This is a genomic window from Corynebacterium sp. HMSC071F07, from assembly GCF_001810285.1.
GTDB lineage: Bacteria > Actinomycetota > Actinomycetes > Mycobacteriales > Mycobacteriaceae > Corynebacterium > Corynebacterium simulans.
Map to the genome: position 1 here is coordinate 63,644 of NZ_KV800715.1, position 23,717 is coordinate 87,360.

The following is a 23,717-nucleotide window of genomic DNA, read 5'->3' on the forward strand; positions in this document are numbered from 1 at the left end:
GTCTCTAGTTGATCGACCGAAGCCTTAGAGCTTGGCGCAACTTTGCAAGTCTTGAGAATTTTCTCGCGGCTACAATTTTGCAACTGCAGTTGGACTTTTTAACTCTGTGTCCTGCAGCTTCAGCCCTTGTTGCTTCGCTGTGTCTTTATCATAAGCCTGTTTGGAGAAGATTTGATAATAAATTATCGCATTGCAAGTACGTTTTTTATCACTCCCTTAAAATTTGAGTTTTGCGCCAGATTGTGCTTTGTTCAACACTCTAAATTAAACAATGAACTACGTCACAGACAAAAAGAAAAAGCGCAGGTAAAAGTACCTGCGCTCGGATGTATTAATCGCCCCTTGGGGTTAATTGATCCCCTTTAAGTTTCCACCAGAACGGTGAAAGGGCCTTGATTGACGGATGCAACTTCCATCATCGCGCCGAACTTTCCGGTCTCAACGTGGACGCCGCGTGCAAGAAGTCTTGCAATGATTTTCTCAATCACAGGCTCTGCTGCATCCCCGGGCGCGGCATCAGACCAAGAGGGGCGGCGTCCCTTAGCAGTCTTGCCATAGAGCGTAAATTGGCTAACTACCAGCACGGGAGCGCCTGCTTCCTCGACGGATTTCTCGCCTTCGAGGATGCGTAGCTCGGCAATCTTGCGCGCCATCTTCTCTATCTTGGCTTCTAGCTCTGCAGTATTTACTGCAGTGTCTTCGCGTGATACTCCCACAAGTGCGAGGAGCCCGCCGGTTTCTGGGCAGTCGATAGCCCCTACGACCTCGCCATCTACGATCACTGAAGCGCTGGATACTCGGGTTAAAACTGCGCGCATTAGTCTTCCTCCTCAGCAGTAGCAGTTTGGCCGGCAGCGACTGCGCCATTTACAAGGTTGCAGAACGGGGCCAGCTCGGTGGGGATGATGAGGCCGTGGCGGATGAGGTCAACCATGGCCGGCAGCGCGGAGGCCACCAGCTCCTCCTCATCGAAGCCCTGGGCTGCGGCGTAGAGCTCGATGGTCTCGCCAAGGGAGAGCCCCGCTGGGTTTAAGCCGACGACGATGGCCGCGATGTGCTTGTCGACGTCGTGGGACCAGCGTGGGCCCTCCGTGCGGGTAAGGCGCAGCGCGGCGGGGGCAAAGCCCATGCCCAACTCGGCGTCGGGAAGCTGCACGTCCTCGCGGGCCACGCCGGGGCGGACCTGGAAGTGCTTGGTCTCTAGCTCGCCCGGGACAAGACCTCGGAGCCAGGCCACGCGCGCGAAGTATTCCTCTACTTCTGGGCCCAGGGGATCGGTGAAAGGCTGCGGCATGTACTCGGCGAGGACGTCGGAAGGCTCGTCATCGTCGATGCGCTGGATGGCCACAAAACCAAAGCCGATGCCGGTGACGTCGTGCTCGTTAAAGTGCTCAAGCCAAAGCCGGGCACGCTCGCGGCCGAGGTCGCTGCGAACGTCCACTGACTCGTCCTTGAGCCAGGTGGAGACGTAGAGGGCAGGGTCGGCGACGTCGCGCTGGATTATCCAGGCGGCCACGCCCTTTTCCGGCAGCCAGGAGGCCACGCGCTGCTGCCAGGACTGCTCGCCTTGGTGGACCCATGCTCCCAAGATGTGTGCGCTACCGCCTGGTGCGAGGTGCTCGACTGCCTGGGAGACCACGAGCTCGCTGGCGCCGTCCAGGTTTAGCCCGGAGTCGCGGTAGATGTGGCCGACTTCCGGCAGGCCCACCACGAAAGGCGGGTTGGCCACGATGCGATCGAAGCGGCGGCTGGCTACTGGTTCAAACCAGGAGCCCTGGAGCAGTTCGACCTTTTCTTCTGCCGCGGGGCCTGCGGCGGCCAGCGTGGCGCGCGCGAGGTCCAGAGCGCGGGAGTGTAGGTCGGTGGCCGTCACGTGGGCGGCGGTGGAAAGCTGGCCGAGCAGCTGCACGCCGGAGCCGGTGCCTAGGTCCAATGTGGTCTCCACCGGAGTAAGCGGCGTCGATTGCAAAAGCGAGAGGCTGGCCGCTCCCACGCCGAGCACGTGCTCGGAGCCCGGGACGTGGTCCACCAGGGAAGCATCCACGTCAGAGAAGACCAGGCGGTTGGTGCCGACGATGATGTGTGGGCGGATGTCATAGGCAATGTAGGCATTGCCGGACTCGTCGAGTTGTGCGACGCCTGCATCCATGAGCTTGGTGGCAAGGCGGGCGCCGAGGACGTCGGAAAGCTGCGTCGGAGCCACGGCCTCGTGCAGGATAAACAGGCGGATTAGTGCGTCCAAGGTGGTATCACCCGCAGCGCCCAGGGCCACGGCGGCCGGCTCGCCGCGGTGAAGCGCCTCGGTGTACTCGGGGCCTAAGTGCCCAGCGATGCCGTCGGCGGTGAAACCGTGGGAGCTCAAGAACTCGCCAAGCTCCGCGGCGACGGCGGCGACGGGGAGCTCGGGATTGAAGTCAGGTCCAAATTTAGTCATTGTCTTTTCTCCGTCTTTTCTCCAGCCTTATTTCTTTATCTGTTTATCTATGCCGATTATTGCGAGTCGTCGTCATGTTCGATGGTCTCGGCAGTCCGCTGCTCGATGCCCTCGCGCTTGGGCTGGGCTAGTTGTTCTGCCTGCATTTGCGCCATCTGGCGGGCAAGCGCCGGCTTATAGATGTTCTTTTCGCGCTTGTCCTTGCGCTGGCCCTGCGCGTTACCAATTACCACGGCGATCCACGGCAGCGGGAAGGTAACGGCGATAATTAAGGTGCCGGCGAGCCAGGCGTCGAAGAAGTACATGAGCGCGCCGCCTATGAGGAGGGAGGGCACGCGCAGAAACTGCAGGATGGAATAGATGACTTCGCGCCGATGCAACTGTTGGCCCGGGGAGAGCTGGGCGGTGGTGATGAGGTGGGCTTCGCGGCGTCGGAAAGGGCGCGCCCATCCGCGCCGCCCCGTTTGTGGGGTGCCGGAGGAATTTCGGCTTAACCTATCGCGCGAGTTCTTGGGGGACATGCGTACAAGGGTAGACGGGCGAGGTGCGAACTTCGACACCGATGCGGCATGATTGGTGGAGTGAGTACGACGACTAAGACGATTGAACGCCCCGACGTCCGCGAGGACACGTCCACTTCTGATGACACCCCGAAGTTCTTTCATTACGTAAAGAAAGACCAGATTTTGGACTCCGCAGTCAACGGTAAGTACGTCGTTGCGCTGTGCGGCGAGACCTTCCCCGTAACCAAGCAGGCAAAGCCCGGCTCCCCGGTATGCCCGGATTGTGAGCGCGTGTACAAGGGCCTGCGCCGCAAGTGAGCCGCCCGGTGAGTAATTCTGTGTCCCGCAACCCCAGAAGATTCGCCAACAACGGAAAGCTACGCGCCTGGCAGCAGGCCGCCCTCGACAAGTTCCTCGCCAAGAAGCCGCAGGACTTCATGGCCGTGGCAACGCCTGGCGCGGGTAAGACCACCTTCGCGCTGCGCATTGCCACGGAGCTGATGGAAGACCGCACGGTCGAGCGCGTCATCGTCGTGGTGCCTACTGAACACCTGAAGATTCAGTGGTCCCAGTCAGCCGCGCGCGTGGGCTTGGCGCTGGATCCGAACTTCTCGAATTCTTCTGCCGTGAACCCGGCGATGGATGGCATCGTGGTGACCTATGCCCAGGTGGGCATGCACCCGTTCAAGCACCGCGCGGTGGCTTCGGCGCGCCGTACGTTGGTGATTCTGGATGAGATCCACCACGCCGGTGACTCCAAGAGCTGGGGCGACGGCGTGCGCGAGGCTTATGACGACGTCGAGCATCGCTTGGCGCTTACCGGTACGCCTTTCCGTTCGGATGACTCGCAGATTCCTTTCGTGCGCTACGAGGAGGACGGTGAGGGCCACCTGGTCTCTCGCTCGGATCACGCCTATAACTATGGCGATGCGCTTCGCGACGGCGTCGTGCGCCCCGTTGTGTTCTTGTCTTACTCGGGCGAGGCGCGCTGGCGTGACTCCGCGGGTGAGGAATACGCCGCGCGTCTGGGCGATATCTTGAACCCTGAGCAGACAGCCCGTGCATGGAAGACGGCGCTGGACCCGAAGGGCGAGTGGATCCCGGCGGTGCTGCAGGCCGCACACACGCGCCTTATGCAGATGCGCCGCAACATGCCGGACGCCGGCGGCCTGGTGCTTGCTACCGATACGCAGACCGCGCGTGCCTACGCGAAGCTGCTGAAGCAGCTTTCCTCGACCCCGGTCTCCGTGATTTTGTCCGATGACCCGGGCTCTTCGGACCGCATTGAGGAGTTTTCCAAGTCCACCGACGAGTGGATGGTGGCAGTGCGCATGGTGTCTGAGGGCGTCGACGTCCCGCGCCTAGCGGTGGGCGTTTACGCCACCTCGGCCTCGACTCCGCTGTTCTTCGCGCAGGCAATCGGCCGCTTCGTGCGATCGCGTATGCCCGGTGAGACCGCCTCGGTGTTCCTGCCTTCCGTGCCGGTGCTGCTGGGCCTGGCTGAGAACATGGAAAAGGAACGCAACCATGTCCTGGGTGAGGAAAGGGCCCCGATAAAGAGGGCTGGGACGACGAGCTATTGGCGGAGGCCAATACTAAGAAGTCTGAGCCCGACATGCTCGAGCCCTCCTACGAGGCCCTCGGCGCTGAGGCGGAATTTTCCGGCTTGCTGTTTAACGGCTCGCAGTTCAACACCGGCGATATCACCGAAGACGTCGATGCGGACTTCCTGGGCATCCCCGGGCTTCTCGACGCCGACCAGGTCAAGGACCTGTTGCGCAAGAAGCAGTCGGAGGAACTCGACCGCCGCGAAGCAGAGGAGAAGGCGCGCCGGGCTGCTGAGGCCGCTGAGGAACAGCGCCGCAAGCTCTACGGCATGCAGTACGCCCCGAAGCGCCGTGAGGAACCAACTAACAACCAAGAATCCACCGGCGTAGTAGATGAGATTGGCAACCTGCGCAAGGAACTCAACACCGTTGTCTCCATTACCGCGCAGCGCACCGGCCGCCCCCACGGCGCCATTCACACTGAGGTTCGCAAGGCCTGCGGCGGCCCACCCACCGCGCTTTGCGACGCCGAGCAACTGCGCCAGCGCATCGAGTACCTGCGCAAGTGGTAGGTGACGCGACGCGGTGCACTCCTAGCGTGGAGCGCACCCAGCGTGGGTAACTTGGTCAAAAGCAGTAGTCAAAAGTAATAGAACGATGAGCAATAACACGATTAAGGCTTGTGGGCTGTACTCAAGGAGGCCAAGCGTATGACCACCCCGAACGACCCTCACACCCCGGGCAATGAGAAGAATTCCGACAGTACCGAGGGCACGGCATACCCAGCCTATGCCGGTGGTGTTGTCGGTGAACCTCAAGCCGAAAAGAAGAGCGTGATCGCTGTTTGGGCTCTCGTTATCGGCATCATTGCGCTGGTGTCTTTGTTCCTAGTTGTTCCACCGCTGCTGCTGGGGCCGATTGGCATCATCGTCTCCATCATCGCATTGCTAAAAGGCAAGAAGCGACCAAAAGAGCTGCGCCGCGCCTGGATGTCCATCGCCGGCTTGATTACCTCAATTATCGCTTTAATCTTGTCCGTTGCTTTCTCGATTTACTTGTATACGCACATTGGTTGGACGATGACGCCTGACCCTGAAATGTGCACGACCATCGATGACCCAGCGCAAAAGCAAGCCTGCATGGAAGATTCTTTGAATGGCTCTACTCAAAACTAGGTTGCCAGTGATTTCACAGGTTTCGTAAGTAACGTGGCCGGAAGCGATTGCAAACGTATAAGTTATTAAACGCACATATTCGATAAAGAGCACGCAGTTAGGGCTGCCCCAAGGAGGCCAACCACATGACCACCCCGAACAACCCAGAGAATCCGAACAACCTGAACAACCCAGAGAACCCGGACAACGTAAAGAACCCATTTAGCAGCGACAGCACCAGCAAGCTGCCGTCCTACGGTGAGGCAACCTCCAAGGCCAACGAGGAGCGCGCTCACGACGCATACGCCACGGACGCTAACGCAACCGCCGCTGGCACCGGCTACCCGGCCTACGCTGGTGCTGACAGCCAGCCGGCAAAGAAGAACGCCGTTGCTATCTGGGCGATGGTCATCGGCATCATCGCGCTGCTGTCCCTGCTGCTGATTGTTCCGCCGCTCCTGCTTGGCCCAATCGGCATCATCGTCTCCATCATCGCGCTGGTCGTTGGCGGCAAGCGCCCGAAGGAGCTGCGCCGCACCTGGATGTCCATCGTCGGCCTGGTTACTTCCATCCTGGCCCTCGCTGGCTCCATCGCCGTCATGGCCCTCGGCGTCGCGTTCCTCGGTGAGACCGGCGCCGACAAGTGCTTGGAGATGCAGGACCCTGCTCAGCAGCAGGCCTGCATGGAGGATAGCCTAGGCACCGCAGCACAGCAGTAGGGGAAATACCCACACATCGCACTAAGCAACCCCCACGAGCCCCGACCACATATGTGGTTGGAAGGCACGTGGGGGTTCTTAATGTCTCGTGGAAGTCGCTCTGTCACTTGGCGTCGGTAAGTGCGTTTCCGAGCGGAACTAGGAGAGGGGATTAACCCTGTTTGATAATTATTGAACGGTGTTCAAGATGCTGGGCTACGATACCTGCATGGCAAAAACCTCGACTGTGCTGATGAGTATCAAGATGCGTGCAAGCCTTGAAGGTAGGCATATCTCGGGTGCAGAACGCATCGTAGAACCGCACCTTGTTCCTCGTGTGAGCTCAGAGCTTGCTACTCGTGCGTTGCGGCACGAAAAGGGCGTGCCGGATTCCATCAATATCGCTACGAGGGTGGTTGCAGCAAGCGACATTGCTCATGTCAGTGCCTTGAAGGTGAGTACACGGGACTGCGAGAACCCGGAGTCTGCACAAACAGCGATGATAGCCGTGCTCGCTAAGGGCAACCGAGTTTCCGAGAGCGCAGCCCGCCGAGGTATCGAGCTTCTGTACCGCACCCGCGATATGCGCGGTGCGAGCATCGTCTGTGCTGAAACCGGCGAGCGTCTAGACACTCATGGGCAACGTGGCGTTCGGGTGGGAACATTTGATTGGGCTGATTCCTTTTGCGCCGAGTCGAAGAACCATCGGGCTGATGCCGTTGCTTTAGCATCCAAGGCTCTTGCTGCGCCGGGCATTGTCGCGGAAGTCTGTATTTCCGATGACCCGAGCTACACCACGGGTTATGTTGCGGTCGAAGGTTCCTATACGGCTTTGCACAACGTCAAGGCTGAAGGCGGGAAACAAGGCGGACGTGTCTTGTTCTATTCAGGCGCACTTAGTGCACTTCCGGCGACAGAGCAGTGGCTGCGTGAAAAGCCTGTCCTCGTGGAAGGTTCTTGGCAATGAGCCTGGAAGACTGGGCATGCAGTTCTAATGCTTCGTGGCGTGAGCGTGGTCTGGAAAGAGTCGAAAGGGTCATTAGCGGTAGTCAAAGTCCGCGCACCGTGGTCGATGGGCGTGAAACGCTGCTTGCGGGATCGTCTGATTACCTGGGGCTCGGGGCGAATCGCGCGCTTGCCGACGCAGCCCACGAAGCAACGCTGCGCGCCGGGGTGGGGTCGGGAGGATCGCGACTGACTACGGGTACGAGTGATTATCATGTCGCGCTCGAGCGTGATCTGGCTGGTTTTGTCGGTGCGCCGGCAGCGCTCGTGTTCGGTTCGGGTTACCACGCCAACATGGGAGTAATCCCTGCGCTTGCTGCAGCTGCGCGAGATTGTGGCGAGAGACTTTCTATTTTCTCTGACGCTGATAATCATGCGAGCATCATCGACGGCATCCGGCTGGCCAAGTCGAGCTACCAAGGGATCCGGTCATCTGTTTATCCGCACCTCGACGTGAAAACCTTAGAAGAGCAGCTTGCTGCCGATGCATCAGAGCGCCGATTGATTGTCAGTGACGGCGTATTTTCCATGTCCGGCGAGCTTGCGAATCTCCATGCGCTTCAGGAACTTGCTCAGGATTACAACGCCTGGTTGATGATCGATGACGCGCACGGGATCGGCACACTTGGCAGAAATGGACGCGGCGTTTGTGAGCATTTCGATTTACCTTTGCCGGATATCTATATCGGTACCGCTAGCAAAGCCCTAGGTGTGGCGGGCGCTTTCGTCGTGGGCAGTGAGCCACTTATCGAGCTATGCCGCCAACGCTGCCGCAGCTATATCTTCTCAACGTCCATGCCACCATCGCAGGCGGCTGCTATTAGTGCGGCGTTAGCTCTTGTTCCTTCGCATGTGCCACGGCTTGCCCGCGTCGTGCACAACCTTCGGCAGCGTCTGCGGGCGAACGGATGGAAAGTGGCGGACTCGCCCGCACCTATTATCGTCTTGCCAGTAGGCGCTGAGGACGCAGCTATGGAGTGTGCGGCACAGGCGGCTGAAAGGGGAGTAATTGTTTCTCCGATCCGCTATCCGTCGGTACCGCTCGGACAGGCATTGCTAAGACTTACAGCTCATGCCGACTACTCCGAGGATGATATTGCGCTCATTGTCGATGCAGTAGGCCCCGCGCCTCAATAGTGTGACCGCGGCGCTCACCACAAAGTAACCATCACAATGAGAGTTAGTTCCATTAGTGCTGCCTGCCAGATTATGTGATGGCCGAAGGCACTAAACCCTGTAGCGGTAAAGATGTTGAGAAACTCTTTGGTTAGCAGCGCTACGACTATTGCGGCAAAAGCGATGGCGCAGGCGGCGTGGAAGAGGATGGAGAACTGCGTGAAACCTGGCGTCTTGCGCTCACGCACCATGGATTTCACGAGCGGGACGGTGCCCGAAAAGTACAACGCTAGGAACGCAAAGCTGAGCCAGGCCCTGTTATCGATGCTGCTGAAGCTGGTTGCATAAGTCGCCATCGCGATTACGGGAACGAGGAGCGCTGAGGCGACCGTCATGCGCCGCATTATTGACGCGTGCCCGCACACCGGCGTGGGCCATCTCGTCTTCCTGTCCATCACTAACCTCGACAAGCCCGAGAATACGAAGTTCCCGTACTACGCGGCGAAGGCGGCGCAGGATAAGCTCGTGCGTGAGACCGCTCTTCCCACCTCGGTCGTCAACTCCGCGCAGCGGATGGAGTTCGTCCTCAACCCCGCCTCCCCGAGCGAGGAAGACGACACCGTCAAGGTCGAAGATTGGCTTATCAAACTCATCGCGCTTGCCGATGCCGCCCGCACTGTCGCCCACTCCGCCGTCGGCGCCCGAGGTGAAGGGCGCCGTGATTAATCGGAAGATTCGATGTTCCCAACGAACGTGGTGTCTTATGCTTTAGTGGTTCTCGTCCACGGCAGCATCAATGTCTTCAAGTCGCGCAAGCCACATTGACATGTGTCCGTTTGCAATGGCGTGGAACATTGCGTTGGGGAAATACACCGGCGGCTTGTCGTAGGTTAGACAGATAGCCGCAATAATCTCCGCGGCGCTGGCAGCTGCAATTCCCTCAGCTGTCTCAAGCTCTGAAAGCGGTTTCGTTCCCAGTACAGTGGCAGGTTCATCTGGACGGAACTTCTCCAACGCTTCAGCAAATTGATTCTCGAATTGCTGCGTGTCTTCTGGAGTGATGTTCTGGGAACCAAAATCGTCCGCCATGCTCTTGAACACGGTGAGTGCAGAGTATTTCGATTCGGCTTCTTCCTCGTTGCGTTGTGATTCGCCTGCTGTCTTCCTCAGCGTGAGGATGACCTCGTTGGTATCTAGTTGAAGATGATCGAAGAGTCTACGGAGGAAGGAAATTTTCTGATCGGTCGATGTAGACAGGACGACGCCCAGACCTGCATCAACTTCACGCACTCGGCTCGAGTACGCGTAGCCGGACTTAGTAAGCACGAGAGTTCCTGATGCTTGTTCGACGAAGTTTATCAGTTCCGTGCGGTAGCGTTCGGCCATCAACTTAAGCAGCATGTGGACGAACTCGGCCCAGGTTTTGACAGGGATCTTGATGCCTTCCCATTCGAAGGCGCTGATCGAGCGCCCAGTGAAGTTCGCATCGTCGCCCATCGGCTCAGTAGGGAGCACTTCGCGCTTGGGGATAAAGTCGGAATTGGGGAGGTACCAGTAGTTGAGAGCGCGGCGCAAAAGTGCGTCGGTACGCTGCTCCATAGCTGCCCGGTCCCATTTGTCCTTCGTCTTTACATCGTCATTGAGGCGATAACCGGTTTCTCGGAAGCCTTTCTCACGGTCACGCTTGGTAATGAAATTGGAGTTGGAGTACGCGGAGTTGTAACCAGTGACAGTGAGGTTTCCAATGCGGTTTACCCACGTTTGATGGATCTCCTGAAAGTCCTCTCCGAGTTCTTCTTTCCACTGCGCATTGAGCGTCTGCGGCATAATGTGCTCGACACTGATATTGCCGTTCTCGAGCGCGGTTGCGATGTCCTTCGTATCGTTGGAATCCCCGTTTTCGAGAACATCGAAAAGATAAGCGCGCACATTTTTGTGAATGTTGTACATATTGCGGGTGCGGAACTCAGCGCTAAATTCTTCGTCGCTGGGAATGCGTCCGGACGATCCGTCGCGGCGTCGGAGCAGATAGGTGAGCACGTCGTACGCCGTATCTTTCTCTCCACGAATCTTCCGCATGTCGTTGTACATGGTCTCGTAGACCTTGTTGAGCGAGTTCGTCGGAACAGAAGCGACCGTACGGCGGAAGATATGGATCTCCAGTAGTCGAATGATGCGCGAAAATTCGTTTCTTGAAAGCTTGCCAAGCTTGACGTCGCGATACAACGGCAAGAGAAGCGGAAGCAGAACATCGCCGCGGATGAAATTAAATCGTTCGAGCTGTGCGTCCAGCGCGGCATTCTTCGTGTCGGATCCACAGATCTCGCGCATGAACTGGGAATACTCGTACATGTCGGCGAGTACCGTCTGGACATCGGAACTTTGCTTTTTGAAGTATGCCTTGAACTCGTCATAGACCTCGTTGCGCTTGGGAGTCCGCGACAATTTGATTGTTAGGTACCAGCGGATGAACCAGTCCGTGAGGTACCAAATATTCTTCTCCATCGGATTCCAGTAGTTCTCGTACAGCGTCGTCTGTAACTGGTGCTCGCAGCCCATGAGTATGAGATTGCGAATCTTGTCGCCTTCGCTCAACGCAAGGCCTGTCGAGTTGAGAGATTCGAAGATGCGTTGTGGATCATCGTGCGACTCTAGATCGAGAATCATGAGGTCAAGTCGCTCGATGGCGTTCCACAGTTGATCGCCGGTGAGCTTGGTCTTGTTCATTCGCTCGAGGAAGTACCGGTAATTTGCCGTGAGGTTGCTGTCCTCGATGAACATCGACTCATCGCCGAACAAACGCTTGTAAGCGGTCGCGTCGTTCTTTACAGGTTTGAGCTTGAATTTTGGTTCGTTGGTCGAGCTGTTTTTCATGAGATAGCTAGTACGCAACCGCCGTGCGAGTTCGGGGTCTTTGGAGGTTACGACACCGGTATCCAACAGGTGAGTGAGCGCGAGGATATAGAGACTCAGCGTGGTGAGGCGCTGTTGGCCATCAATAACGACCCACTTGAACGATGTCTCGGGGTTGCCAACGATCGAGCCGAAGAAGTGACGTTCTCTGTTCTCCGTAATCAGAGTTTCCAGGTCGTCGAATAGTCGCTCACATTGCTTCTTTGACCAGTCGTAATTGCGTTGATAAACAGGGATAATGAGTTCTTTCTCGACGCTGTCGAAAATGGTATATGCCTGTTTGACTTCGCCCTTCATGCGGCTGCGGCTCCCCTCGCTAATGGTGCACGTGAATCAATCCTTTCAACGATATAGGGCGCAACGCCTGCCTGCAGCCGAAAGGCTGATTAGGAACTGAAGAGAGAACTCTGCATAAAAATTAACGAAAGGTGTGCGCGTGAAAGACTCCAAAGGGGTCGAAAATTATGGTGATCTGTTTTCTGGGGCTTGCTTAGTTTCGCGAACCGCGTAGCGACTGAACTGCCTTCTTGCGTACTGCATCCGTTGGAGGCCGGACTTCATTGGGCTGTAAGAATCGTGGCCCTATGCTGTGTGCTCTCCAACCATCAAGGCCGAGAGCGTCGTTCCCTTTGTTATCGAGAAGGTCTGGGCAACGCTCAAGTGTGAGGAAAACGGCGTTTTCGATCGGTGCAGTCGGCCGCAGCGCGACGTAGGAATCTCCAAGATCAGGCACCAGTTTGATGGCAACAATCTCGGGCGAGATGATAATCGGGTGAGTACCGAATGCGCGGTTCGTTAACAATGACTGAGCTGATTCGAAGTCATCAAGCCACGCAGTTGCGGTGCCGGGGCCAACGGCTTGGGCGAGTAGTTCACGGTCAAATTTTTTGGACTTAATGCCCTCTATTACCTCGAATAGGAAATTAACGGCGTTGAAAATAGCCCGATTTCCCGCTGCTTCGATAGCCTCCCATCCGCTCTCACTATCACCTCTGAGAAGTTCGGATCCCCAAGCCTTCCTATTCTCTAGGAGAGTGGCTGCCATTTTGCCATCGGCGCTGGTAACCCAAAGTGCGCTGACTGCGGCTTTGCGGACATCTTTGTCGCCGCTAACAAGGAGGTCTCCGTTACCGTCTTCGTAGAGAGCGAAAAGGAAGTTGTCATCGGGGTCATCGCAGATTCGCGGTAGTTTTTGCTCCTCGCGGTCCGGAACCTCTGTCCCGACAAGGACGATGGCATCGATAAGGGATAGGCCTTCTTCTACAGTGAAGTGCTTCCGAAATTTTGCTCTAGAAATAACGTCTTCAATCTCCTGGAGAAGGCGTTCGCAGTAGAGCAGCTCAAATTTTCCTGCAAAACATGCTTCAATCAGCGCGCGCACGGAGCCGCGAGGTGACAGCAAAGACGATATAAAGAGGTTAGTATCAACAACCAGACGCAACTTTCTGTGTGCTGCTATCTGTTGAAGCTCTTCGGTCACTTACCTGCTCCCAAGGCGGTACGGGTCCTCTTTTCCATTCGCATAGTGGCGATTTCTTCATGAGCAAACGCTTCCGCAGCACCGGGATCAAGGGGCTCAGATTGAGCATCGATTGTGCGGAGAAGCTGACGGTAGGCTGCTGTAGCAAGTTCGTTGTCGCTAAGTACTTCGACAGAGGCGGCAGACTCTTGAGCGCTTTCAAGAAGACGCTTACGTGCTGCGTCTTTGCGATTCATGGCTCTGTCCACCTTTCCTTATCGGCGAAAGTCTGAGGCAAAAGTTGGAACTTATATTACCTGACATTACGACATACAGCTAGCCTCGGCCTGTCACCTGCATGTGCGAGACATACTCTGTCTCGCCGAGCAGAATTGGTGGCCTTGAAATGATTCTTTCAGAGACTAAAAAGAGGAAGCGCCCGCGCTGTACTGAGGCGCAGGCTCGACCCCGGTTTAATCGATGGCATGTCCCCCAGAGCTACTTATTTTCGCCAACCTCTCTGATTCCTTCGACGATTCGTACAGTCTTCACCGCCACGCGCGTAACCTTCGCGATGAGGTCCACGATGTACCGCGGATTTCCCACCTCGTCAGCCCAGTCGTTGGGGTCGTTGACGATTCCCGATGCCTTGTCCTTCTTCACTTGGTACCGGTCAATAATCCACGCCAGCGCAGACCGCGAGCCGAGCATGTACTCGTCCGCTTCGGCCGGGATGTCGCGCACGGTCACGGACTTGTTGTAGACCAACGTCGTTACATCGTTGACGTTCTTACCCGTCTCCGAGTCCTTCCTCTTCGCCCACTTCATCTTCTGCACGCGCCACGTCTCGCGGTCGGACTCGTCTGCCGATGCCTTCACCTCCACCGTGACCGGCCACGGCTCCACGTCCTCGTAGTTCACATGCAGATCCATGAGCTCCCGGCCGGCGTCAGCCAGCTGGTCGAACCGCGCCCGCGACGTCGGCGTTTCGATATGTGGCAGCATCTTCTTCAGATCCGCGGCGTACTTCTCTCGGTACTCGGGGTCATGCAGCTGCCCGTACACGAAGTAGAAGATGTCGTCTTTCGTCACATCCGAGCCCAGCGCCTGGCGGTAAATCCTAAGAATCTCGTCCGTGATGTTGTCCACGCGCTGGTACCCGTCGAGGATTTCTCCTTCCGTACCAGGCTCCGAGCCTTCCGATGCCCCCATCCCAAAGTCCAGCTCACCTTCCGGCGCCTTGATGTGCTCCCAGGTCCAGCGGGGGAAGAATTGGCCGCCTGAGCCAGCTCCAGTCACGTGAAGATTGGGCAGCAAATTTGTGGCGATTACTCCAAACGGTACTGCTGATCCTGCCCCTACTTGGTAGAAACCCAAATTGTCATGGGCTGGCGTGGGGAACAGCTGCGGCAGCTGGTAGGTGCAGTTGTTCAATTGCTGAGTTGGATCAAAATATGAATGCTGCTTGAAAAAGGGGCGATAGAGGCTTGTCCGGAAGCCTGCTTGGTCGATTGTAATGTTCTTGCCGCGGACTACGTTTCGAATGTTTACTCGGTCCCACGAAAATTTCTCCGAGTTAAAACAGATCTCTTTACGGGCCTCATCTTCGGACTGCCCTTTAGCGACTAGTTTTCCGAGTCGTTCAGCTTCAGAATTATAAAAAGCTGCTGAACTCGTGACCTGAGACCTCAGTTTTGCTTGTTGGCTGGAGTAACACCATGGATCTCGACTTGTTTTCAAGCCTGCGGAAAACAGTCTGAAAATCTTTAGCCCGGTTTTGTTTTTCTTGTCGCCCAGAGCAGGCCAAGTTTCAAATTCGTCATTTCTCTGATCGAGCCAGTCGCCGTAAATATTGGGCTCAATAATTTGCCAATCGACATTATCGAGCGTGGAGTGATCAACAATCGCAAGTTTTTCGTCTGCACTGAGGTAGTCGCCAATATCGCGGTAGTGGATACAGACATCGTCGGGGATTTCGCGCTTGACGGCGATGATGATCGCAATAGTTGTGCGTCCGCCGTCACGGAAGACATTGCCTGCTTCTTGTCGTCGAACGTCGCCTGCAGTACGCGCATTACCGCGAAGGTTATACACGTAAATGTCGCTGAGTTCATCGTCAAGAGACAACCGAACTCCGTCAGCGGTGTTGCCGTCTATCCAGCCGCCGTTTGAAACAAATGCCATCACACCGTGTGTACCGAGTCGGTCAATCGACCAGCGGAATGCGCGGAGGTATGAATCATAGAGGGAGTTCTTTAGCTGAGCGCTGGAATTTGCAGCAAAGGTTTCCTCGATACGTTTGTCGAGCGTCGGGTACTTGAGGTTTTGGTTGTTATCGTTCGCACTCGTCTGGCCCACGGAGTAGGGCGGGTTACCGACGATGATATTGATAGGAGCATCGATTTGCCGTTGGATGGCGGCGTTGTTTTCCTTGAAGACCTTGAGGTCGAGGATGTCGCCTTCCTCATGGATTTGGAAGGTATCGGCAAGAGCGATGCCGTCGAAGGGGACGTACTCGGGCTCGGGTTCGCCATTGCGTTGGGCGCGTTCGGCCTGGAGTGCGTTGTAGGTGGTCTCGATGTTGACCGCGGCGACGTAGTAGGCGAGCAACATAATCTCAGTGGCGTGGAGCTCGGTCGCGTACTTGCGGGCGAGGTCGTCGGGTTCGATGAGACCAGACTGGAGGAGGCGAACCATGAACGTGCCGGTGCCGGTGAAGGGGTCGAGAATGTGGACGCCTTCGTCGGTAAGGCCCTTGCCGAAGTGCCAGCGGGAGATTTGATCGGCGGAGCGAAGGATGAAGTCGACGACCTCAACTGGGGTGTAAACGATGCCGAGGGCCTCGGACTGTTTCTTGAAGGCTTTGCGGAAGAATCGTTCGTATAGGTCCTTGATCACTTGCTGCTTGCCGGAAGCGGAGGAGACCTCGGAGGCGCGGATGCGGACCGACTCGTAGAACTTCGTCAGAGACTCGGTCTCCGACTCGAGCTTGGCGTCCGAGAGCGCGTCGACCATGCGCTGCATGACGCGGGCGACCGGGTTGTGCGCGGCAAAGTCGTGCTCGGTGAACAGTGCATTGAACACCGGGGCGGTGATCAGGTGCTGCGAGAGCATGCTGATCGCTTCGTCCTCGGTAATCGAGTCGTTGAGGTTCCCGCGCAGGCCCTCGATGAAGACCTCGAATTCCTTGCGGATCGTGTCATCCGCGGCATTGATGAGTGCCTTGATGCGAGCGATTTGTGCTTCGGCGATCGTGGCGACATCGTCAGCCCAGTCTTCCCAATAAGTACGTGTGCCGACCTTGTCGACCAGCTTGACGTACATGGCTTCCTGCCAGGCCTCGAGGGAGAACAGAGTCATCTGCTCCGCGGTGAGTTCCTGCTCGCTGGAAGCTTCGGACTGGCCGGTTGGGGAGGTATCGGAAGCATTGAGCCTATTCTTGGCCGTGGCCGGATCGTCGTCGGCAGGCTTGTCGTTTGGCTTCGAGTTTGGTACGGGCTGAACATCGATGGGCAGCTTAACTTTCTCGTTGAGCGCAATCGAGTTGACCTTCGCGTTGAAGCGGTCATCGTGGGCGCGCAAAGCGTTGAGAATCTGCCAGACGACGCGGAAGCGCGTGTTGTCGTTGAGCGCCTGGGACGGGGAGACTCCCGGTGGAATGGCGACGGGAAGGATGATATAGCCGTAGTCCTTGCCCTCGGCTTTGCGCATGACGCGGCCGACGGACTGGACGACGTCGACCATGGAATTGCGCGGGTGGAAAAAGATGACGCTATCGAGGGCGGGGACGTCCACGCCTTCGGAGAGACAGCGGGCGTTGGTAAGGATGCGGGTTTCGTCTTCGGGGATGGAGGACTCAAGCCACGAGATCTTATTGCCGCGCTCGAGGGCGTTCATGGTGCCATCGACGTGCTCGACGGCGACCTGAAGATCGATGTTGAGCAGGCTGACGTCGTTGGTGGCGGCGTGGTCCTTGAGCTGCTCCTGGTACTGGCGGATGAGCGTGGGGAAGGTCTCTTGGATGGTCTTCGAGGCCTTGATGTCCTTGGCGAAGGCAACGGTGCGGCGCATGGGTTGGGCGTTCGCTTCAAAGCCGGACTTGGTGTCTTGCTCGGCACCCGAACGCTTCGCGAGTCCGTTCCACGCGCCGATCATGGCAGAGGCAGTGGTGAGGTTGATTTCGTTGGTGGGGTTGGTAGCGAGGACGTCGGCGGCGATGTCTTCCTCGACGGTCATGACGAGAACCTTGTAGTCGGTGAGTAGACCCTTGTCCACGGCCTCACCGAAGCCGAGGCGGTAGAACTCGGGGCCGTAGATGGCCTCTTCATCCATGGAGGCAAGCTCCGCGGAATGCTCAGCGGCCTTGCCCTTTATGTTGTCATCGAACAGGCGGGGAGTCGCGGTCATGTAGAGACGCTTGCTAGCCTTGATGTATTTTTCGTCGTGAATCTTCACGAAGTTGGAGGCATCCTCCCCGGCGAGGGTGACGCCGGTGGTGCGGTGAGCTTCATCGCAGATGACGAGATCGAAGTCGTCCATGCCGAGTTCCTGGGCCTCGTGAATGGCCTCAATGGACTGGTACGTGGAGAAGATGACGTTGATACCGGCACGACGCTTGCCCTGCGCGGTGCGCTCGGCAATGTTCTTGCCGTTGGTAGAGACCGGAACCTCCAAGTCATAGGAGGCAATGTCTTCAGCCTTCTTGGAGACCTTCGTATCCGAACAGACTGCGTAGGACTTCAGCGGCAGGTGCTCCTGGTTCTGTGCGGTCCATTCTTTTAACGTCTGCGAGAGCAAGGAGATGGAGGGAACGAGGAAGAGGACGCGGGCCTTGTTGCCGTTGAGCTCCGCGAAGCGCTCCGCCAGACGCAGGGCGGTAAACGTCTTTCCCGTACCGCACGCCATGATGAGCTTTCCACGGTCGTGTGTTTCAAAGCCTGCGATAGCCTTCGAGATCGCTTCTTGCTGGTGCGGGCGCGGGGAGAAAACCTCGCGCCGGGTGAGGTTAATTTCGATCTCAGAACCCGGGAAGGTCACATCCCAGTCGATAGGGGATTCTGCAATCGCTGCCGTGCCGATACGGTTGGTTGGGATGAGCTGGTGCTCCAGCATCTCCTCAGCATTCTTTGACCATCGCTCCGACGTGGAGATGATGATCCGCTGTGCGAAGGATTCTGTGCCCTTGTCTGTAGTAAACGAGTGTCCGGATGCCTCAAAGAAGGAATCAAGGTGACGCTTCTGGATATAGGTATCCGGCTTGTAGAACTTGCACTGGATGGCAACCCACGCGTCGTCATCGGCGCGCCGGGCAACGAGGTCGATGCCGGTGTCTTGCTTACCGCCGTTGAACTCCCAATCGCTCCAACGGCTGACTTCCGAGAACTGCTCCTGGAGGACGGGATCGGTTCGGAAGTAGTTGACCATTAACTTTTCGAACTTAATGCCGTACGAGCCTTGAGGCTGATTTTCACGGAGCTGGGCTAGGACTTCACCGAAAGCAGACATGGTGTCCATTATGGACTACACATGAGTTCTCCACTTCCAAATGGTGGCGATGTTGTGCAGCCGGGGTGGATGACTTGAGCCATTAGTCCGGGGTGGATGACTTGAGCCATTAGTAGAGCCCTGCATTCCTCATCATGCTCTGTCGTGTTTGAGAGATGAGGTAGCCGCTCAAGGGGCGGCCGGAGTGGATGGCGGCATCGTAAAGATAGTTGTGGAGGGTATCGGCACGCGAGCGGGGGCTGGTGCGTAAATCGAAGTCACGTTGGATCTGGGCGACTACGAATGGCACGGCGTTGATCTCGGAGACCGCGATTAGAAGTGCGGCGACGCTGCGCTCCACTGTGGCGTTGGTCGAGCTAAATTGCTTCGGCTTGTCGTGGGCTAGGGCGCTCAGGAGCCGGCGAGTGGATGTTAGCAGTTCCGGATCGATCTCTGGGTGATCGTTAAACCACTCGGTGATAAGTGCGTCCCATTGCTTTACACCAGCGATAACGTCTGGGGCTAGGGCGCTGAGTTTGGTGTCCTCGGAGGGGAGAGGGGAATCGTCGAGCTGTGCGTCGAAGCGGGAGGTCTCGGGGTCGGGCATGCCAGGGCCGAGGCCGATGGCATCTGAGCCGTAGCCATAGGAACCGAAGTCGGATTGTGCTTGGAGTTCCCTGCGGAAGCGCTTTCCTTCTTCCTTTAGTGCTGAGTCGAGCTGCCTTTGGATGTGGGCGGGGCGTCCTGCGACTTCGCCGGTCCAGGTGACGAACTTGGTGAGGACGCGTGGGAAGCACCGGAGGAACGAGTCACGGGCTATGACTTTGCGGGCTACGAGGGTCAGAGCTATTTCCACACGTAGTGGGGACCAGTGGTAGAGGTCGGCCATGGTGTAATTGGCTGTGATGCTGAGTAGCGTCTCGGTAGCATCGGCCTCCTCCTTCTTAAGCGGAACGGCATCCAGGAAGGCGGCCAATGTTTCTTCAGTTTCGGAATTATCGCCTTCTTCAAGACGAATACGGCGGCCGATGATACCGGGACTGGAGACAGTAGCAGGGACATTATCTAGTAGCGAGAGCACCCAGCGCAGCAGCGGACGGGTGGTAGGCCAGCTTTCACCAGGGCCGTCGTCGACTGTGATCTCATCTAGCCAGATGGCGTTGCTGAGGAAATCGGCCAGGCCCTCCTGGCTCGTAGGGCCGAAGCTCTCCATGGACTCATCCTTGGACATGATCTCCATAACCTGCTGTGCATTGGCCTCGGTGAGGAAACAGTCATAAATCGAGCCATTGCCGCCTGCTAGGTCAATGGAGACATTCACCGTCAGGGGCGCAGAGTGCGGGACGGATAGCTCGAGAGTGTAGTAATGGACATCCCCGTAGTACTGCGTAGCCTCGATGACGTTGACTACGCTGGCTTGCTCAAGGTGAGCAAGCCAGGTCGGTTCCTGCGGTAAGTCATCGCGCCGGGCGAGCTCAGCGTGATGGAGCTTTACGCGCTCTTTATCTTCATCCAGCAGGGCGGCGGCCCAGAGTACCGCGGTCGTCTCTGGGGCGGGGTTATCCCACATGGCTTCAAAGAACTCGGCAGGCTTTTGCGAGAAATCGTCATCCAGGGACAGGATCGCAGAGACCCACTGAAGCAGATCGATGGGGCTTGAACTGTCCAGGAAGGCCGCAAGGGCGGGCGTGAAGGCATTCATGACACCAGAGTCTATCCATGCATCCGCGGCAGCGGGGCTGTGTACTCTCGAGTGTTATGTCGAAATTCGACGTAGTGAGCTGGGAATATTTTTTGATTTGTAGACGGGTATTTTCGGCGTCTCCATTTTCTTAAGTTTGCGTTCATCTATGCGGATCCGCGTGTAGGCTCGGCACTGTTATAACCAGTGAAATTGGGTTAATTCGACATCCCAAGGAGATACGTGATGAAAAAGCTCATCAACTCACCGGAGAACGTAGTGGCGGAGTCTGTGGAGGGCTTCGCGCTGGCACACGGCGACATCGTCAAGCGCTTTACTGAGCCGCTGTTTGTGGCGCGTGCGCAGAAGAAGGAACAGGGCAAGGTTGCGATTGTCTCTGGTGGTGGCTCGGGACATGAGCCGCTCCACGCAGGCTTCGTGGGCCACGGCATGTTGGATGCCGCGGTGCCAGGCGCGATGTTTACGTCGCCGACGCCGGATGCGATCCAGGCGGCGACCGACGAGGTCCATGCGGGTGCGGGTGTGCTTTACATCGTGAAGAACTACACCGGCGATGTCCTCAATTTCGATACCGCGGCTGAGTTGGCGGAGTTCGATGACATTGAGGTCAGCCAGGTAATCGTGGATGATGACGTGGCGGTGGAGGATTCCACCTACACTGCAGGCCGTCGCGGTGTGGCGGGCACGCTGCTCGTGGAGAAGCTGGCAGGTGCAGCCGCTGAGCGCGGTGATGATCTAGCTGCTGTCACGGCAGTGGCGAAGAAGGTCGTGGAGAACACCGCGACCATGGGCGCAGCACTGAGCGCTTGCACCGTGCCGCACGTGGGCAAGCCTTCCTTTGACCTCGCAGATGATGAGGTGGAGCTCGGCGTCGGTATCCACGGCGAGCCGGGCCGCAAGGAGATCCCGTTGGTCTCCGCGGACGATGTCACTGATCATCTCATGGAGCCGATTCTTGCCGACCTGAAGTTGGCAGAAGGCGAGCGAACCATCGTCGTCGTCAATGGCATGGGTGCCACCCCGGCATCGGAGCTCTACGTGGTCTACCGCCGAGTAGCTCAGCGCCTAGAAGAAGCGGGCGTGACCATTGAACGCTCCCTCGTAGGTAACTTCGTCACCAGCCTCGACATGGCGGGCTGCTCTGTCACGGTCATGCGCGCCGACGATGAAGACATCGAGCTGTTCGACGCACCATGCCATACCGCCGCACTACGCCAAGGAGAATAAAGTGACTTCTGTTGAAACTTTGAACACCGAATGGGCCCTGGCTTGGATGAAAGGTTGTGCCGAACAAGCCCACGAGCACCGGGAGGAGCTTATTGAGCTCGACCGCGTCATCGGCGATAGTGACCATGGTGAAAACGTGGACCGTGGTTTCCGTGCGGTCGTGGAAAAGCTCGAAGCAGATGCCTCGGAAAGCATCGTGGATGTGCTGAAGCTGACGGCCAAGACCTTGATGTCCACCGTCGGCGGCGCATCTGGTCCGCTTTTGGGAACTACATTCCTGCGCGCTGCTAAGTCAGTCGGCGGTGAAGCGCTTGATGGCGCTGGCGCGGCCGCGCTCATTGAGGCGGCACTCGAGGGCATCACCACCCGTGGTAAGGCCGCCGAAGGGGAGAAGACCATGGTTGATGCGTGGGCGCCGGCGGCGCGTGCTGCCCGCGAGCAGGCTGATGCCGGGGCGGGAGTTGCCGACGTTCTGCGCGCGGCAGCCGATGCCGCAGCCGAAGGCGCCGAGGCAACCATTCCACTCGTTGCCACCAAGGGCCGTGCTTCCTACTTGGGTGAGCGCTCTGTTGGCCATAAGGATCCAGGTGCTGCTTCGACCGCGCTGTTTATTGCTGCAGCTGCTGACGCTGCTTCTGCTGTAAAGGAGGGTTAGGGCATGGCAGAACCGAAAGTGGGCTTGGTCCTAGTTTCGCACTCAGCCAAGCTGGCCGAAGGCCTTGCTGAGCTGGCTGGGCAGATGGCCGCTGACGTGCGTATCGCAGCCGCGGGTGGTCTGGAGTCCGGTGAAATCGGAACCTCGTATGACCTCATCGAGTCGGCTATTAATGACCTGCTCGGGGAAGGCCTCGCAGTTGTTGTTCTCACCGACTTGGGCTCGGCAACAATGACCGTTGAGTCGGTGCTGGAGTTCCTTGACGATGAGCCGGTGAAGTTCGTGGACGCACCGCTCGTGGAGGCTGCTATCGCTGCGGCTACTGCGGCGCAGCAAGGTGATGACCTTGACGAAGTTGCTGTTGCTGCCGAGCGCGCCATCGAGGTGTTCGTGCCAAAGAAAGTGGCGGAACGCAAGGCAGACGTCGCAGACGGCGATGCATACTCACGGTCGGCAACCGTGGCTGATGCTGCTGGTCTCCATGCACGCCCTGCAGCGAAGGTGGCTGAGATGGCCGCGGAGGCAAGTGGCGACATTGTCATTGCATTCGATGACGACCGAGCTGATGCCGATTCCGCCATGATGCTGATGTCCTTGGGCGCCGCGCAGGGCGACACCGTGACGATCATCGGTGATTCAGCGGATAAGCCGATTGTCGACAAAATCGCTGATGCTATTGCGGATGGTCTCGATAACTAGGTTGACAGCACCTGGTAGATGACCTTGGCTACGCGGTCGGGCACCATGTTGCGGGCTACGCGGGCTGCTTTGTCTTGGGCGCCGACGCCCCAGTGGAGGCGGCCTTTGTCCCAGCGGTTCTTGGGGTTGGCGGCGCGCCAGATGGCTTGCGCGACGTCGTCTGGCGTGAGGTTTACGCCGAGGCGTGTGACCGTCTTGGACTTGACGTCGGAGATGGGCGTCTTTGCCCACAGCGGATTGATGTCGAGCACGCGGATCTTGTCGCGGCGCCACTCGAGGTCGAGGGTTTCAGTCATGGACTGGACGTAGGCCTTGGTGGCGGCGTAGACGCCGACGTCGGGGATGCCGTAGCAGCCGGCGATGGAGGCGATGTTGATCAGCTGCGAGCCGGGAGTCTTCTTCAGATAGGGGTAAGCAGCGCGTGCGCCGAGGGTGACGCCTAGTGCGTTGACGTCGATGACGGCGCGGATACGCGCGGGTTCGCTTTCCGCGATGGTGGCGGAGTCGATGATGCCGGCGTTGTTGTCGAGGATGTCGAGCCTGCCGCCGGTGAGTTTGGTGAACTCGGATAGGGCAGCGTCCCAGGACTCCGGTTTGGTTACGTCAAGCTCGTAGAAGGTGATGCCGTCACCGAGGATGGAATCGTCGGCTGGTGGACGGAGATCGCCCAGTCCGACGATGTAGCCTTCATTGCGGAAAATACGGGCTACGGCGAGACCGAAGCCGCCGCAGCCGCCGGAGATAAAAATCGACTTCATTCCGCAATGCTAACTGTTTCCTAAGTCATAGGAAAGAGTTTTATAGGCCGATGTCTTTGTTTTCTTTTGTGGCTTTGGCTCGCTAGAAGGCGAATACGCGCATCATGATTGTGATGGCCACCAGCATGATGATGGCGGTGGGGTTTCCGTCGAAGTTCTCAACGAGAACTGGCCAGCCGATGGCAGCGGTCATGATGGGGAACGCGGCGAAGGCGTTGCCCATGACCACGGTGAACAGCGCGTTGCTCGAGCAGTACGCGATGACGCTCCAGAGCAGGGCTTCCTGCACAATCGGCTTCGGGGCTTGTAGGGGCTAGGCCGCTGCGGCCTCCCGGGCTGTGGGGATGTCTCTGTAGAGCTCTC

General features: G+C 57.7%; 20 protein-coding genes and 1 pseudogene. 10 read left to right on the forward strand and 11 right to left on the reverse strand.

The window, feature by feature from the left end; translation table 11 throughout:
* Positions 1-362: 362 nt before the first annotated feature.
* The 3 genes from dtd to HMPREF2724_RS09825 are packed head-to-tail and all read right to left on the reverse strand — an operon-like array spanning position 363 to position 2,955.
* Positions 363-818: a D-aminoacyl-tRNA deacylase gene (gene dtd / locus HMPREF2724_RS09815; RefSeq protein WP_061922952.1), complete on the reverse strand. Its 456-nt coding sequence runs from the start codon at positions 816-818 to the stop codon at positions 363-365.
* Complete coding sequence (locus HMPREF2724_RS09820) at positions 818-2,434, reverse strand: DUF7782 domain-containing protein (protein ID WP_070588427.1); 1,617 nt, start codon at positions 2,432-2,434, stop codon at positions 818-820. The genes dtd and HMPREF2724_RS09820 overlap by 1 nt, the downstream gene beginning before the upstream one ends.
* A gap of 56 nt (positions 2,435-2,490) precedes the next feature.
* Positions 2,491-2,955 (reverse strand): DUF3099 domain-containing protein, encoded by a 465-nt coding sequence (locus HMPREF2724_RS09825; protein WP_083286121.1) that lies wholly within the window; start codon positions 2,953-2,955, stop codon positions 2,491-2,493.
* A 48-nt stretch (positions 2,956-3,003) separates the two neighbouring features.
* Here HMPREF2724_RS09825 and HMPREF2724_RS09830 point away from each other — a divergent pair, with 48 nt between their 5' ends.
* The 6 genes and pseudogenes from HMPREF2724_RS09830 to HMPREF2724_RS09855 all read left to right on the forward strand — a co-directional run bounded on the left by HMPREF2724_RS09830 (position 3,004) and on the right by HMPREF2724_RS09855 (position 8,478).
* The gene (locus tag HMPREF2724_RS09830; RefSeq protein ID WP_049192065.1) at positions 3,004-3,255 is read left to right on the forward strand and encodes a DUF3039 domain-containing protein; all 252 of its coding nucleotides are present in this window, start codon (positions 3,004-3,006) and stop codon (positions 3,253-3,255) included.
* Positions 3,256-3,275: 20 nt separating this feature from the next.
* Positions 3,276-5,056, forward strand: a pseudogene (locus HMPREF2724_RS09835) (DEAD/DEAH box helicase).
* Positions 5,057-5,194: 138 nt separating this feature from the next.
* On the forward strand, positions 5,195-5,659 hold the full coding sequence (locus HMPREF2724_RS09840; RefSeq protein ID WP_070588430.1) for a DUF4190 domain-containing protein: 465 nt from the start codon (positions 5,195-5,197) through the stop codon (positions 5,657-5,659).
* Positions 5,660-5,784: 125 nt separating this feature from the next.
* Entirely contained in the window at positions 5,785-6,357 is a 573-nt protein-coding gene (locus HMPREF2724_RS09845) for a hypothetical protein (RefSeq protein WP_062038696.1), read from the forward strand.
* Positions 6,358-6,544: 187 nt separating this feature from the next.
* Positions 6,545-7,303 carry a 6-carboxyhexanoate--CoA ligase gene (locus tag HMPREF2724_RS09850; protein ID WP_062039486.1) on the forward strand — a complete coding sequence of 253 codons (759 nt, stop codon included), beginning with the start codon at positions 6,545-6,547 and terminating at the stop codon, positions 7,301-7,303.
* Positions 7,300-8,478 (forward strand): aminotransferase class I/II-fold pyridoxal phosphate-dependent enzyme, encoded by a 1,179-nt coding sequence (locus HMPREF2724_RS09855; protein WP_070456502.1) that lies wholly within the window; start codon positions 7,300-7,302, stop codon positions 8,476-8,478. The genes HMPREF2724_RS09850 and HMPREF2724_RS09855 overlap by 4 nt, the downstream gene beginning before the upstream one ends.
* Positions 8,479-8,492: 14 nt before the next feature.
* Here HMPREF2724_RS09855 and HMPREF2724_RS09860 read toward each other — a convergent pair whose 3' ends face one another.
* Positions 8,493-8,852, reverse strand: a complete 360-nt coding sequence (locus HMPREF2724_RS09860; protein WP_070588434.1) for a hypothetical protein — start codon at positions 8,850-8,852, stop codon at positions 8,493-8,495.
* Between HMPREF2724_RS09860 and HMPREF2724_RS09865 the strand changes: the two genes are divergently transcribed.
* Positions 8,851-9,183, forward strand: a complete 333-nt coding sequence (locus HMPREF2724_RS09865) for an SDR family oxidoreductase (protein ID WP_070456504.1) — start codon at positions 8,851-8,853, stop codon at positions 9,181-9,183. The genes HMPREF2724_RS09860 and HMPREF2724_RS09865 overlap by 2 nt on opposite strands.
* Positions 9,184-9,225: 42 nt before the next feature.
* Here the strand turns inward: HMPREF2724_RS09865 and HMPREF2724_RS09870 are convergent, their stop codons facing one another.
* The 5 genes from HMPREF2724_RS09870 to HMPREF2724_RS09890 form a co-directional block, all read right to left on the reverse strand.
* Positions 9,226-11,667 (reverse strand): DUF262 domain-containing protein, encoded by a 2,442-nt coding sequence (locus HMPREF2724_RS09870; RefSeq protein ID WP_062038717.1) that lies wholly within the window; start codon positions 11,665-11,667, stop codon positions 9,226-9,228.
* Between the two features lie 193 nt (positions 11,668-11,860).
* Positions 11,861-12,850 (reverse strand): putative toxin-antitoxin system toxin component, PIN family, encoded by a 990-nt coding sequence (locus HMPREF2724_RS09875; RefSeq protein WP_070588436.1) that lies wholly within the window; start codon positions 12,848-12,850, stop codon positions 11,861-11,863.
* Positions 12,847-13,086 carry a hypothetical protein gene (locus tag HMPREF2724_RS09880; RefSeq protein WP_062038724.1) on the reverse strand — a complete coding sequence of 80 codons (240 nt, stop codon included), beginning with the start codon at positions 13,084-13,086 and terminating at the stop codon, positions 12,847-12,849. Before HMPREF2724_RS09880 ends, HMPREF2724_RS09875 begins: the two co-directional genes overlap by 4 nt.
* A 241-nt stretch (positions 13,087-13,327) precedes the next feature.
* Entirely contained in the window at positions 13,328-18,334 is a 5,007-nt protein-coding gene (locus tag HMPREF2724_RS09885; protein WP_070588529.1) for a DEAD/DEAH box helicase, read from the reverse strand.
* A gap of 109 nt (positions 18,335-18,443) precedes the next feature.
* Positions 18,444-20,015, reverse strand: a complete 1,572-nt coding sequence (locus HMPREF2724_RS09890; RefSeq protein ID WP_070456508.1) for a hypothetical protein — start codon at positions 20,013-20,015, stop codon at positions 18,444-18,446.
* A gap of 225 nt (positions 20,016-20,240) precedes the next feature.
* Here HMPREF2724_RS09890 and dhaK point away from each other — a divergent pair, with 225 nt between their 5' ends.
* Genes dhaK through dhaM form a run of 3 tightly spaced genes read left to right on the forward strand, consistent with a single transcriptional unit; the run spans position 20,241 to position 22,596 of the window.
* Positions 20,241-21,242: a dihydroxyacetone kinase subunit DhaK gene (gene dhaK / locus HMPREF2724_RS09895; protein WP_061922926.1), complete on the forward strand. Its 1,002-nt coding sequence runs from the start codon at positions 20,241-20,243 to the stop codon at positions 21,240-21,242.
* A gap of 46 nt (positions 21,243-21,288) precedes the next feature.
* Positions 21,289-21,897 carry a dihydroxyacetone kinase subunit DhaL gene (gene dhaL, locus HMPREF2724_RS09900; protein WP_070456736.1) on the forward strand — a complete coding sequence of 203 codons (609 nt, stop codon included), beginning with the start codon at positions 21,289-21,291 and terminating at the stop codon, positions 21,895-21,897.
* 3 nt (positions 21,898-21,900) lie between these two features.
* Positions 21,901-22,596 (forward strand): dihydroxyacetone kinase phosphoryl donor subunit DhaM, encoded by a 696-nt coding sequence (gene dhaM / locus HMPREF2724_RS09905; protein ID WP_061922923.1) that lies wholly within the window; start codon positions 21,901-21,903, stop codon positions 22,594-22,596.
* Here dhaM and HMPREF2724_RS09910 read toward each other — a convergent pair.
* Together HMPREF2724_RS09910 and HMPREF2724_RS09915 are read right to left on the reverse strand one after the other, a co-directional pair.
* On the reverse strand, positions 22,593-23,354 hold the full coding sequence (locus HMPREF2724_RS09910; RefSeq protein WP_070456510.1) for an SDR family oxidoreductase: 762 nt from the start codon (positions 23,352-23,354) through the stop codon (positions 22,593-22,595). The two genes, dhaM and HMPREF2724_RS09910, sit on opposite strands and share 4 nt — an antisense overlap.
* Before the next feature lie 82 nt (positions 23,355-23,436).
* Entirely contained in the window at positions 23,437-23,643 is a 207-nt protein-coding gene (locus tag HMPREF2724_RS09915; RefSeq protein WP_070456512.1) for a 5-oxoproline transporter, DUF979 family subunit, read from the reverse strand.
* Positions 23,644-23,717 lie beyond the last annotated feature (74 nt).